General features: G+C 45.6%; 10 protein-coding genes. 3 read left to right on the forward strand and 7 right to left on the reverse strand.

Annotation, left to right across the window (positions count from 1 at the left end; translation table 11 throughout):
- Nucleotides 1-7: 7 nt before the first annotated feature.
- A complete protein-coding gene (locus IE070_RS04385; protein WP_229796924.1) occupies nucleotides 8-910 on the reverse strand; it encodes a DMT family transporter in 903 nt (300 codons plus the stop codon).
- A gap of 152 nt (nucleotides 911-1,062) precedes the next feature.
- Here IE070_RS04385 and IE070_RS04390 point away from each other — a divergent pair, with 152 nt between their 5' ends.
- A complete protein-coding gene (locus IE070_RS04390; RefSeq protein ID WP_189480874.1) occupies nucleotides 1,063-3,180 on the forward strand; it encodes a methyl-accepting chemotaxis protein in 2,118 nt (705 codons plus the stop codon).
- A gap of 71 nt (nucleotides 3,181-3,251) precedes the next feature.
- Here IE070_RS04390 and IE070_RS04395 read toward each other — a convergent pair whose 3' ends face one another.
- From IE070_RS04395 to IE070_RS04405, 3 genes are all read right to left on the reverse strand, one after another.
- Complete coding sequence (locus tag IE070_RS04395) at nucleotides 3,252-3,935, reverse strand: TorF family putative porin (RefSeq protein WP_189480876.1); 684 nt, start codon at nucleotides 3,933-3,935, stop codon at nucleotides 3,252-3,254.
- A 75-nt stretch (nucleotides 3,936-4,010) separates the two neighbouring features.
- Nucleotides 4,011-4,898: a cysteine synthase CysM gene (gene cysM / locus IE070_RS04400; RefSeq protein ID WP_444541860.1), complete on the reverse strand. Its 888-nt coding sequence runs from the start codon at nucleotides 4,896-4,898 to the stop codon at nucleotides 4,011-4,013.
- Between the two features lie 20 nt (nucleotides 4,899-4,918).
- Complete coding sequence (locus IE070_RS04405) at nucleotides 4,919-5,677, reverse strand: TrmH family RNA methyltransferase (RefSeq protein ID WP_189480881.1); 759 nt, start codon at nucleotides 5,675-5,677, stop codon at nucleotides 4,919-4,921.
- Nucleotides 5,678-5,868: 191 nt separating this feature from the next.
- Here IE070_RS04405 and IE070_RS04410 point away from each other — a divergent pair, with 191 nt between their 5' ends.
- Nucleotides 5,869-6,234 (forward strand): HPF/RaiA family ribosome-associated protein, encoded by a 366-nt coding sequence (locus IE070_RS04410; RefSeq protein ID WP_189480883.1) that lies wholly within the window; start codon nucleotides 5,869-5,871, stop codon nucleotides 6,232-6,234.
- A gap of 78 nt (nucleotides 6,235-6,312) precedes the next feature.
- Here IE070_RS04410 and IE070_RS04415 read toward each other — a convergent pair whose 3' ends face one another.
- Both IE070_RS04415 and IE070_RS04420 read right to left on the reverse strand, forming a co-directional pair.
- Nucleotides 6,313-7,971 (reverse strand): amidohydrolase, encoded by a 1,659-nt coding sequence (locus tag IE070_RS04415; protein WP_189480885.1) that lies wholly within the window; start codon nucleotides 7,969-7,971, stop codon nucleotides 6,313-6,315.
- Nucleotides 7,972-8,112: 141 nt separating this feature from the next.
- On the reverse strand, nucleotides 8,113-10,080 hold the full coding sequence (locus IE070_RS04420) for a pectate lyase family protein (RefSeq protein WP_189480887.1): 1,968 nt from the start codon (nucleotides 10,078-10,080) through the stop codon (nucleotides 8,113-8,115).
- Between the two features lie 423 nt (nucleotides 10,081-10,503).
- Here IE070_RS04420 and IE070_RS04425 point away from each other — a divergent pair, with 423 nt between their 5' ends.
- Nucleotides 10,504-11,871, forward strand: coding sequence for a peptidoglycan DD-metalloendopeptidase family protein (locus IE070_RS04425; protein ID WP_189480889.1), 1,368 nt, complete (start codon nucleotides 10,504-10,506; stop codon nucleotides 11,869-11,871).
- A 180-nt stretch (nucleotides 11,872-12,051) separates the two neighbouring features.
- On the opposite strand, the gene IE070_RS04430 is transcribed toward IE070_RS04425, so the two are convergent.
- Nucleotides 12,052-13,623, reverse strand: coding sequence for a S10 family peptidase (locus IE070_RS04430; RefSeq protein WP_189480891.1), 1,572 nt, complete (start codon nucleotides 13,621-13,623; stop codon nucleotides 12,052-12,054).
- Nucleotides 13,624-13,715: the final 92 nt, after the last annotated feature.

Consider the following 13,715-nt stretch of genomic DNA (forward strand, 5'->3'; position numbering starts at 1 on the left):
GCAAAGCTTAATGGCGGATAATCAGCACTGTCCCAACTACGGTAAGCAGGGCGCCTACCCAGGCGCCCCAAGCTGGACTGCGTTTATATACCAGCCAGAGCATCGGTAAAACCAGTACTGGGCTTACCGAAGACAACATGGCGACCATGCCAGCATCGCCATGTTTCAACGCTTCTAAGATAAAGGTCATGCCCAGTACCATCGACAAGGTCGCATTTATTGCTACTAGCCAAAAGATCCGTCGTGTTAGGGGTAAATGACTGCGTGCAATGTTAAACCCAAGCAAAAAAATGGCGAGGTGCAGGATAAAACCTGTGCTCATACGTACTGCAGAGGCGGCTATCGCATCGATATTGGTGAGCATTAAGGGTTTCAACATTAATGTAGCAACCGCCTGACAGATCGCTGCCAATAACGCTAACGCGACGCCGCTGGTAAAACCGGTTTGCTGATTCTCCCAACGATGTTGCTCTGTTTGACGTTTGCCAAAAAGGATCGCAATCATAACGCCACTAACCAACAGTGAACTGCCCACTAAGCTTAAACCCCACAGCGTTTCGCCTAGCCAAAAATACGCTAACAATACCGAGAACAATGCATGTGTGGCAAAGAGAACGCCGGCACGCCGCGGTCCTAATCGATTCATCGCAGCAAAGAGTGCTGTATCACCAATAAAAATCCCGATAGTGCCAGACAATGCTAATAATCCAATATGGTTTAGCGTTAGGCTTTGCCAGCCATCGTTAACCCAAGCCAGTGCCCACAGCAGTAACATGGCGATCAGCATTCGATAGCGGGTAAACGCAAAGGCCCCAAGATGCGTGGCTGCTTGAGCTGAGAGTAGACTACCAAAAGCCCAACATGCAGCTGCCAGTAATGCTAAATATTCAAAGGGCAAGGGGGATACCAACCGAAAAATCCTAGTATAAAAGGAAGCGCGCAGGGACTCCACTAAAGATTGCCTGACCGGCTTGTACAGCGTAAAAAATTAAGTCAGGCATGGACTGGCAAGCGGCTAATTTAACGCTAATACTCTTTAAAACACTTTGAGGATAACATTGAATGGCGATATTGCAGTTAACGTCAGTGCGCACCCAAATCGCGTTGGTTGCCGCGAGCTGTTTAGTCATCGCGGTAGTATTAAGTATTGTCTTTGGTGTTTGGACATCACAAAAATTATTTCAGGTCAATCGACAACAAGGCAGTGAGCTTTTTTTGCAGCAAGTTAATCAACGGCTGACTACGCAATTACAATTACAAGCCGATCAGGTGGAATTATTACTTAATGAAGGTTTGGCGCGAGCGCAGACCATTGCCGATGGCATGAATGCCATGCTTGCCATGAATATGGGGTTAGAGCGACAGCATTATAGTCAGTTAGTGGAACAGGTTGTACGCAGTCACCCACAATTATTAGGGGGGTATTTGGTATGGGAGCCCAATGCGATTGATGGACAAGATACGGCCTTTCTCAACAATAACGCGCATTCGACGGCGGCTGGTCAATTTGGCCCCTATTGGACGCGTGATCCACAGGGACAAATAGCTTTACAGCCTGTCGAAACGCAGCTGCTTTACGATGACACGAAAAACGAACGGGGCTTAAGGCCCAGCGAATGGTACTTATGTCCACGAGATCGTAAAACACCTTGCGTCGTGGATCCGGCCGTGTGGCAAGTGCAAGGCGTACCTACTCTGATGACTTCTATTGTTTTTCCGCTTTATCAGCAGCAGCGTTTTATTGGTATTACCGGTGTAGATATTTCAATGGCCTTTTTGCAGCAGCGTTTACAGTTATTAGATCAACAATTATTTGATGGCGTGGGTGAATTACGGATTATTTCCCATCATGGTTACCTTGCCGCCGATACGCAACGGCCGAGTCAAGTAGGAGAAGCGCTCGCTGAAGCTGAATGGCAAGTATTGCGCGCAACGGTGCAAGGCGGATTAAGTAAGGTTGCGGAAGAAGGTGAGCAATTACGGGTATCTGTACCCATAAAATTAACTGCGTTCGGTACCCCTTGGCTACTAGAATACCAATTGCCAACAGCCGTTGCCTTGGCAGACATTAATGCACTCAATGATCGTTTAGCCGATGACTTTACCCAAAGTATTTATTGGCAAGTAGTGTTAGGGGCACTTATTGCGCTAGCAGGTACCGCCGTATTAGCGTTTTTCTCTGGGCAATTGGTTAAGCCGCTGCAACATTTAACCAAAATGGTGGATAAATTAGCGCAATCAGATGGCGATCTCACACAACGTTTAGCCAATGATCGTAAAGATGAGATCGGTAAATTAGCGCGGGCGCTCGATGTATTTTTATTAAAAACCCATCGTATTGTTGCGGATACTGCGACCTTAGTGGCTGAATTACAACAATCGGCTACGGTTAGCGCAGATATTGCCGAGCGTACGCATCAAGATGTGGCCCATCAACAAAAGGCCATTGAACAGGTGGCCACTGCGGTTACCCAAATGTCGAGTACGGCGGCAGAAGTGGCAACTCAAGCCTCCCTAACCGCAGACTTGGCACAAGGCGCTTCGGCCGCGGTGACGTTTGGTGATCAGGCGGTAGCCGATACTAATCGTATTGTTGTCTCTCTAGGGAGCAGTATGCAACAAGCAGCAAAAATGATGACAGAGCTAGAGCAGTCCAGTAGCAGCATCAATAATATTGTTGAAGTGATTCGTAATATTTCTGAACAAACCAACTTGCTGGCATTAAACGCCGCAATTGAAGCAGCACGCGCCGGTGAAATGGGTAGAGGGTTTGCGGTGGTAGCGGATGAAGTGCGCAATCTTGCGTCACGCACGCAGCAATCGACCGGTGAAATTCAGTCACTGATTACTGATTTGACCACAAAAACGCAATCGGTTGTCAGTGCTATGCAACAAAATCGGCAATTAACAGACGAATGTCAACGCAGTGTGCGCAGTGCGCAGGACAAACTGCAACAGGCCATTGGATCTGCGGCGCATATCACCGATGCGGCAACACAAATCGCCAGTGCGGCCGAGGAGCAAAGTGTCGTCAGTGAAGATATTAGTAAAAATGTGGTGCAAATTAGTAGCGCGGTGACTGGCTTAAGTAACAGTGCGACAGAAGGGGCTGTACAAAGCAATCTTATCGCACGGGTTGCGGGTGATATTAAAAACCAAATAGGGCGTTTTAAATATTAAGGCAAACGCCATTTTTCATCATACTAGGGCGTGTCATATGTAAATGGTGAACACGCCCGATATCGAATGACTCAAAAATTGTATGCCAATTGCAATAACAGGGTGTCTCGCCCCCACTTTTCTTTGAGGGTTGTGACATGGTACCCAAAAGCGATATCAATGAATTGCCAACGCGTTTTTAGCATAATTTGCCCATGCCAAAAGTGAGATTTTCCTTCCCAATCCCAAGCCGTTTTATCACCTGTGATAGAGGTATCGACTGCTGCGAATACAGACCAGTTTTCATTAAGTGGTAGGGTACGACTTAGCTGTAACACGTAATGTGCGCCACCAAAACCAAAATAATCCCAGGTATACCAGCCGTTTACACCCCATTGCCCATACGTGAGTTTAAGAGACACTTCTTGAAAATTTAAATCAGCACTGTAGCCTCGGCCATGATAGGTATACTGCGAAAACATGGCATCTAATGCGATATCGTCGCTCAGTTGCCAAAAATAACCAACATAGCCATCCAGTTCTAGGGTGGTGCCTTCGTCATAATCGACATTTGAGGTCCAGCCTCCAGCATACAGGCCATTTTCAAAACTGTACGTTAGCCCTGCTTGTAGCGCTGGGCGGTTGAGTGTTTGGCTTACCCCGTTAAATAGGTAATCACTCCCAAGTGTAACATTGCCTTGCCAATCTGCCTGGGTAGGCAAACTGATAAGCAGTAAGAGTGGCCATGTTGCTGTGGTCAATGCGCTTATCTTCATACGGTATCCAGTCAGAGATATGATGATAAAAGCATGGCTGCTAATAGCCACTTTGCAAGTTGTTAAAAAGATAAATTAGAAAATGCCTGATGATAAATAGCGATCGCCTCGATCACAAATGATTGCCACAATTACCGCATTATCTATTTGTTCAGCTAAACGCAAAGCCGCATACACCGAACCGCCAGAACTGACACCGGCAAAAATACCTTCTTCTTTCGCTAAACGGCGCATAGTATTTAGCGCATCATCTTGCGTAATATCAATCACCTGATCAACACGGGCGGGTTCAAAAAAGCCAGGTAAATATTCTACAGGCCAGCGCCGAATTCCCGGTATGCTGGCGCCTTCGGCAGGTTGTAAGCCAATAATTTGAATAGCCGGATTTTGCGTTTTTAAATAGCGCGACGTGCCCATTATAGTCCCTGTGGTGCCCATGCTAGAGACAAAATGGGTGATAGTACCACCGGTTTGTTGCCACAATTCTGGCCCCGTACTGGCAAAATGCGCGGCTGGATTATCGGTATTGTTAAATTGATCTAATACAATGCCTTTGCCTTCCGCTTGCAGTTGTAAAGCGAGATCGCGAGCACCTTCCATACCTTGTTCTTTACTGACCAAAATCAGCTCAGCGCCATAGGCACGCATCGAGGCTTTGCGCTCTTCGGTGGCGTTTGCCGGCATAATTAATGTCATGGGATAGCCTTTTATAGCGGCCGCCATGGCTAATGCAATACCCGTATTACCACTGGTTGCTTCAATAATACGATCGCCAGGTTTGATGGCCCCACGTTGTTCGGCCTGAATAATCATATTGAGAGCAGGGCGATCTTTGACAGATCCTGCTGGATTATTCCCTTCAAGTTTGCACAGCACTACGCTGTTGGTATGGCTGGCTAAGCGTTGTAGCCGCACCAACGGTGTATTGCCAACATAGGCTTCAATAGTAGGAAATTGCATAATATGCCTCGTTAATTCTAGTGTTATTTAGCACAAGCGGCAGATAGTCTGAGCAAATTATCACAGATAACCGCAGCGGCAATCCCCACGTTCAGCGACTCGGCTGCGCCAAACGCCGGAATTGTGATTTTGCGCGTTACAAAGGCGCCTGTTGCTGTACTTATACCGTTTGCTTCATTACCTAGCACAATTAATCCGCCTGTTTGTTGCAGCGGGAGTGTGTGCACATTCTCGCCCCCTAAATAGGCACCGTAAATAGGCAGTGTTGTCTGAGATAACACCGTGGTCAGCGGTAAATAATGCAATTGTACCCGTAAAAACGAGCCTTTTGCTGCAGCAATCACTTTAGGATTAAAGCAATCGGCAGTCTCAGGTGAGCAAACAATCTGATGTATACCGTACCAATCAGCAATCCTAATAATGCTGCCCAAGTTGCCTGGATCATTAATAGTATCCAATACTAACGTCCACGGCGTTGTCTCAAGGTCCACCTCAGGCCAATGTGGCATGGCGACCACTGCAAGGGCGGCATCGTTACTGCTAAAAGTACCAATTTTGACTAATTCATCTTCTGTGCATTGTTGCACTAAAGGTACGGTATGGAGCCTATCCGTATGTTTAGCCAAGAAAGAGGTCGTCGCAAAAAGCGCTTGCACTGTCCATGATGACGACAGGACTTCAAGTACCGCTTTTTCGCCTTCAACAAAAAACAGCTGTTCGGCTTTGCGATACTTTTTGGTATGCAGCGATTTGATAAGCTTGACCCATTTTTGACTGATCATACGGTGAACTTGAGTAAATAACGATAGGGCTATTTTACCCTAATCCCTCCAAAGGGTCTGCTAATTTTGCCACACCCCCTTGATGATAGCAGGTATCGTCTCCACGTATGTTTTAAGGCAATGTGAAACCATTTGATAAAACAGAGGTCTGACTTAAAGTCACGACGTAACGTTGTAAACAGGAGTAGCCTATGCAAGTACAAATTAACACTGATCGTCATATACATGCCGACGAGCGTTTAGCCGAATTTGTTCGCGATACCCTAAAAAGTAAGTTAAACCGTTTTGCCGATCATCTCACACGTATTGAAGTGCATTTAAGTGATGAAAATAGTAGCGTTAAACAAGATGGTGCAGACAAACGTTGCCTGATAGAAGCGCGTTTTGAAGGCCAAGAGCCGATTGCGGTAACTGAACATGCTGCCACAGTGGGACAAGCCATCTCGGGGGCTGCTGATAAAATGCAGCGCAAACTAGGTACGCTTGTTGGTAAGTTACGCGATAAGCATGGTCGTGTTGATACGCATCATTTTGCTGAGCCTGACGAAGTTGCGTAATCAGTTCTCTGCCTATAAAAACGCCGCCTAATTTAGGCGGCGTTTTTGTCGGTGCGTAGTGGTTATGTTGCTAAGAGGTTATAGCGGCTTTTTGTAACGCTGCTGGCCGTGTATCCAGGTTTCAACGGTTGTGGTTTGCCAAATTTTCTCGGCAGGGATAGAAAAGATATCCTGATCAACCAGAATAAAATCGGCCCAACTGCCCGGTGCTAAAGTGCCCATTTTGTCTTCCTGAAAAGCACCGTAAGCGGCGTCAACGGTAAAAGAGCGTAACGCCTCGACTAAGGTGAGACGTTGTTCTGGCAGCCAACCGCCAACCGGTTGATTTTGCTGATCTTGCCGGGTAACGGATGCGTGTAAACCATGGAAGGGATTTGCCAGTTCAACGGGGAAATCAGAACCACCAACAATGATGCTGCCTTGATCAATAAAGGTACGCCATGCATAAGCACCCCGTAAGCGGGCAACACCTAAACGATCACCTGCCATATTCATGTCTGAAGTGGCATGCACGGCTTGCATTGCCGGTAATACATGTAATGCCTTAAAGCGCGGAATATCTTGTGGTGAAACAATTTGCGCATGTTCAATCCGATGCCGACTCAGTTGTCTTGTCTCACTTGTACTCAGTTGTTCAAAACGGTCTAACACCAATCGATTGGCTCTGTCACCAATAGCATGAACATTGGCTTGGAAACCGGCGGCAAGGGTTAAACGCATAATTTCGGTAAGGGCATCGGGTTGCGTAACCAGTAATCCCTGTTGGCCTGGTTGATCGCTGTAATCGGCCAATAATGCAGCGCCACGGCTACCCAGTGCGCCATCACCATAGATTTTAACCGAGCGAATATCTAGCCAGTCAGTTGGATCATCGATGATACCTTGTGCAAACCAGTTTTGTAATTCAGGATCTTTAGCCGACAACATAGGATAAATACGCACACCAAGTTGCTTTTCTTGTTGTAGCGTTTGGTAAAGCTTCATCACGTCAGTATTCACGCCAGCATCATGAACCGAGGTGATCCCCACTGCATGTAAATGGTTAAACGCCGTTTTTAAGGCTGCACGTTTTTCGGTTGGCGTTGGGGCAGGGATTTTGCGCTGAACTAAGTACATAGCGTTATCAATTAATACACCAGTTGGCTCGCCATTGGCATCTCGAATGATTTCGCCGCCTGGTGGATCAATCGTATCTTTGGTAATACCGGCCAATGCCAGTGCTTTACTGTTAACCCATGCTGCGTGTGAATCGACCCGCACTAAGTACACTGGTTTATCGGCAACCATCTCATCTAGGCTGTTTTTGCTGGGAAAAGCGTTACTCTCCCACAACACCTGATTCCATCCTCGGCCAATAATCCATTGTTGCTGTGGATTGTTTTGCGCAAATGTCGCGACGCTGGCAGCCGACTGTTGTTCACTGACAATACCACGTAAATCGGCTTGATTAAGGTATTCTCCCAGCCCTAACACATGACCATGTCCATCAATTAAACCGGGTAAAACAGTTTGGCCTTTCCCATCAAGTTTTTTGGCGGTTGCATACTGTGCTATCAAGCTGTTATCGCCACGCGCAAGCACTTCCCCAGTTTCATCATCAAATGCTAATGCCTGAAAATTTACCAATTGCCGATTTTCGTCAAAACCATAGCCTTGAATATTGTGAAGTACCACTGGAGCAGCCAAGCTGCTTAAGCTACATAACGATAAAAGCAGAACCAAAGGTTTAATTTGCATACTCTACCCAGAAAACAGATTAAATGATTGTTCGACTATATCAGGGCTTGTTCATTTAGGGCATGCCACGCTACAGAATGACAAAAATGCCCGACGAAACGCCGGGCGAAGATTTAGACAGTATAACTTGATACCCTCTCTTTAGTTCTCGTACCCTTGAATGTCACCAATTCCTGGTGGTAATAAGCCTTTTAGCATGGTTGGCGTGTAAGCACCTGCATCGGTCCAGATCACCCAATCGATATCGGTTTTATAGCTGCTATTCCCGGCATCGCCGAGTTGTAAATAATTATCTGTTGCGTTGCTCGCTGGGCGCATGGTCACGTTCTCCAATACACCTAGCGGGGTATTATTACCCGCAACATACACAGCGACATTGCCTGTGGTTGGCGAGCTTAACGCGACGGTGAAATGATAGACGCGGTACTGCGTCATATCTAAGGGATCGGGTTCATTTGCTTTGCCTAGCGTGACAGATGAACCGTTATTGGCATTTTCAAGTTGAATACCGGCATTGTTACCATCACCACGCAAAACAATTTTCAAACGGCTGGTGGGTGTGGTTGCGGCAGTATCGCCAAAGGCGATTTCCGTTTCAAGCATACGCTGGCCATCGTTATTGCCTTTTATGCCCATCAATAGGGTAAAGTATTTTGGATAGACGCCATCAGCTCTGAGGATGCTTTCAATTTTTGCGCGGCTACGATCAGCGCCTGCGGCGGTGCTATCAAAGGTTACCGTACCATTGCCATTAGCCGTGAATAAGTTGGGTTCAGTGACACCTCCACTTTGCTGTAAAACAAATTGACTCGCACTACCGTCGGCTAGAATTAGGGCGCCTGCAGTAAATGGATCGGTGTCGGCGCTATAGCTAACCCAATCGACTTGGGTCGGTGGCAGGGTGGGATCTATAGGAACGGGTTCGGGTGCCGGCTCTTCAGGTTCAACTGGTGCAGGTGCGGGAGCTGGGCATAACCCTGGGCTGGGCGGAGTATTAATTTTTCCTACCCCCGCATAGCGTAGTACCGTTTCTTTCACCTGATGTACCGGAATTAAACTCTGCTGGTAACGATAGGGAACATTTAGCTCACCTGTAGATTGATTGTCATTAGCAATAACTGAACCAGGTGCGCCCGGTTCCCAGGTGATATTTTCAAAAATGTTATCAATCAACTGCCAATACCCCACTTGCTGGCTAAACATCGACATTACGGGGTTTTTCATATTGGCAAAGTGATTTTGTTCTACTCGAATAACCGCCCCCATGCGTGAGTTAATCCCACTTTCTATAGCGCCGTCATAAAAGTTGTTATAAATATGGCCTTTACCAAAACGAAACAGCGGTAAACGTGAATTAACGTTATACCAATGATTATGATGGTAAGTGAGTGTGCGTTCGTAGTTGTCGCTGTCAGAAGAACCGACTAAAGAGGTCTTCCAGCTATTGTGAAACTTGTTAAACGAGATAGTAATATGCTTGGCATCGCCCTTAGCATCAATTAAGCCATCATAATAATCTTTTACTTGATCAAGTGTTAAGCTGGTATCGTCCACTGTTAGGCTATTGTAAAGCTCATTATGATCAATCCAAATGTGACTGGCAGGGCCTTCAATACTAATACCATCACCGGGGGCATTCATGTTGGCGCGTACATGGTGAATACGCAGATTACGAATGATAACATTACGTGCTCTAACGATGTTAAACCCAATGCCGGCCATTTCACCTTGTGTTCCCAAACCAATGATCGACACATCTTGAATATCTTTGATATCAATGCGGGTATCTTTGGCATTTTGTAATGTGATGGTTCCGTTTACCCAAATGGTAAGCGGACGGGCGGGATCTTTACTTTTTAACGCCTCGATAATTTCTTCACCGGTGCATGCAATAACTTCAACGCGATTTTCACCGCTACCACCTGTGGTGCCGCCTTCTTCTGAAGCATAACCGTACACGGTATCTAAGTCTGTTAAGATCACCGCGCTAGTATTAGGAGGTGCGACGGGCGGGGTGATGATCACCGCGTCCCCTTCTACAGGATCGTTGTTATTACAGCCAACGAGTAGGCTACTAAGGAGTAGCGTTAACAGTGTTTTCTGATACATTTTTCTACCTTGCTGATTTAGTTTAATAATTTTATTTTTATTGCGTTAAAGCAATACGTTTTACCGTCCTGTCTACCGGTGGCATTTTTTGTTTAAAAAATACGTTTTGTTTTAAGATGGCCCGACAGTGTATTTCTTATGGCTAAAGAGAGTAATAAACACAATTTTTTTGTGGGCGTTTGCATTGTTATCTGGTAAAAGTTTCGTATCTGGTATAAAACTTCTAAGCTGCTTGAGGAAAGTTTTCCTTTTTGCCTTTTTGTGGAATGCGTGAGGGTGCAAAAAGTTATTTTATCACATAGAATGAACTTTCTTGCGCCAGCTATCTCTGATGTTCTGGCAACGCTTCGGATCCGTTTAAACGCCGTTTTTTTGCGCTTAAAACAACTTATGTCTAACTATAATGAATAAGAAAGCCTATTAATGTTAAACAGCCTATTTCTTGATTTTCGACGTCGCGTGCCGCGAGGCCATCAACGCTTAATGTTGTTATGCTTATTCAGTATCAGTGTCTTGTTATTGTGGCCATCTCCACAGCGTCAAGCGCAAAGTGGTATGGGTGTTATGCCACTACTGCTGGGAATAGGGTTACAGCATGCGCCGCAACAGTTGGATGCGTTGCCACTCAATCAATTTAGTTCATGGATCGGTGATAAATTACAAACCGACCCCGTTGAAGATCCCTTTATTAAGATTTACAACATCTCGGCGGGCGATAGCTTAAGCCGTATATTTTCTCGTTATAATTTGGGTTATCAAACCGTACAACAAGTTATGGCAGCTGATGAATCCTTGCTGGCGCTGGATGTACTTCGACCGGGTAATAAACTTACTTTGCAGTTAGATGACGCTGGGCAATTACAAAGTATGGAGCTGTACATACACGCAGGGAAAAAAGTACTTTACCAACGTGTTGCTGAAGATGAATTTGCTTACCAAGAATTGCTCGACGAAGGTGTTTGGCAAAAAGATATATTAGTTGGGGATGTGTTTGGCAGCTTTTATGTGTCTGCACAGCGCGCAGGTTTAAATGATGCCGACATCTATAATATCAATCAATTGTTTAAAGATCGTCTGAACTTTGCTCGTGACATCCAAGCGGGGGCGCAGTTTCAAGTATTACGTAGCGAAAATTATGTTGGTGAAGAAACCACCGGCCAAAGTCGGATTGAAGCCATTCGGATTTTAAACCGGCGTCAAGTATTAACCGCGTTCATGCATGATGATGGCCAATATTATGATGCTAATGGAGACAGCTTAGAGCGAGCCTTTTCGCGTGTTCCGTTGGCAAATCAGGCTCGTGTCAGCTCTAATTTTAATCCCCGACGCTTACACCCCATCACCAAACGGATTTCGCCACACAACGGTACCGATTTCCCATTACCCATAGGTACACCTATTTTAGCACCGGCAGACGGAGTGGTTACTCGAATTGAAAACCATCCTTTCGCGGGCAAATATATTGAGATCCAGCATTTTGGTAACTACAAAACCCGTTATCTGCACTTAAGTCGGTTTAATGTGCAACGTGGGCAGCGGGTAACACGTGGCCAACGTATCGCATTATCTGGTAATACTGGCCGTTCAACTGGCCCCCACCTACATTATGAATTGCACATCAATAATAGACCCGTTAATCCAATGACTGCGCATATTCCGTTAGCAAGGCCTGTTCCTGCTGAATCTAAATCGGCATTCGCAGCTAGGGTGAAACAGTTAACCGCGCAAATGGACCAGCAAACATTACTCGCTAAACAACAAAGTAATACTGAAGAGTCGGCAGCGGATTAACTGAGATTGATGCATTAGACATCGTAACCTTGATAGCTTGGCGGGTAAGGTTGAATAGAAATCGCTAAACCGATACGGTTGAATTAGGCCTAATACTCAGACATAAAAAATGCCCCATAACAGGGGCATTTTTTATGTTACAAAAGGGTATGATCTACATTGGGTTACCCATTAAAAACGTTACTGATTCGACGTTTTCGCCTCGTATTTTGCGGGTTGTCCAGCTGCTGGTAGCGATTGTAAAATAAATTCACGTAAATCATCGTTCGATTTCTTTAAGTCTTCATAACGTAAATACATCATATGGCCACTACGGTATCCTTTAAAGCTCATACGATCTTTCATTTTCCCGCTGGGATCTAACTGCCACATATTATATTTAGCATCAAAGTAATTGGTTGCACCGTCGTAATAGCCAGCTTGGGTTAATACGCGCAGATAGGGGTTTTGTGCCATAGCCTGACGTAAGTTTTCGCCAGTATTATCGTTGCTGCGATCCCAAGGATTAACATTACCGAACATATTGTATTTAACATCGGTCTTGTACTTGAGTTCGGTACGTAAATAATGATTTATTGCTGGGGTGAAAGAATGTAACCACGACGTAAGTTCAGCCCAATAATCTGGCCGCTCGCCAATATCGTTTTTATCAATACCCAGATAGCGCGAATCTAAGCGCCCGACGGTTTGGCCACGATCACGTAATAATTCTTTCCAAAAATAGGCAGTGCTAATATCTAAATTGGCACGCAATACATTTTGGACACTGATGCCAGAATAACGACTGACTTGCTCAGCAATACGCTGCTTATCGTCAGATGACAGAGAATTGCCTCGCGCTAAGGCTGGTAAATATTCGTTGAGCGTGAAGTTTTCCACTTCGGGTAAAATGTCATACAAATCTTTTTGTTGTAAATCAGCACTCAGCATTTTGTGATACCAAGCTGTGGCAGCAAAATACGGTAAGCGATTCGCAGCTTTAACTGGCCCTTGTCGCTCAATACCAATATCGGTTGGCGACACTAATACCACTCCATTTAAATACATCCATTCATTATTTTGCAGGGCCAAGGCTAAACCCGCGACACGGGTAGTTCCGTAGCTTTCACCAATTAAAAACTTTGGTGAGGGCCAGCGCTCATAGCGATGTACAAAGGTATTAATCCATCCTGCCAGATAATTCACATCGGCATTCACACCAAAAAACATTTTTTGCTGTTGATCGCGAGACGGCATTTTACCATCAGGCCCCGGGAGAACCCGTGAATAACCGGTGTTAACCGGATTCACAAAGACGATATCGGCGACATCCAGTACCGAGTAAGGATTGGTTTTTACACCATAGGGTTGCACAGGAAAGCCCTCGCTATCAATCACTAATGATTTAGGGCCGGTATAGGCAATATGCATCCATACGGAAGCAGAACCAGGACCTCCATTAAATGAAATGAGTAAGGGGCGATTACTGTTGTCTTTAATATCGCTACGCTGATAATAGGTATAGAACAGCGTTGCGGTAGGATGACCATTTTCATCCCACACCGGTTGAGTACCCGTGTGCGCTTTATAGCTTACGCGCTGGCCATTAATTTCTGTACGATGCTCCGTGACGACTGCACTGTCTACATCAATACTGATGGCGTGATTCTTCTGTTGACCGCTGTGGTGGGGGGCGGTGTTGGCCAGCGTGGGTTGAGCCAATATTAGGCTGGTTCCCAATATCATTGATACGAGGTAACGTTTTGCTTGCATAGTGTGTTCCAGTGAAATAAGTCAATGAGTGCTAAGCTAAAAGCAAGTTTTTAGTTTGGCGCTTTACAATACCATTTCACCATAACGTTAAA

It is taken from the genome of Alishewanella tabrizica, from assembly GCF_014652375.1.
GTDB classification, from domain to species: domain Bacteria; phylum Pseudomonadota; class Gammaproteobacteria; order Enterobacterales; family Alteromonadaceae; genus Alishewanella; species Alishewanella tabrizica.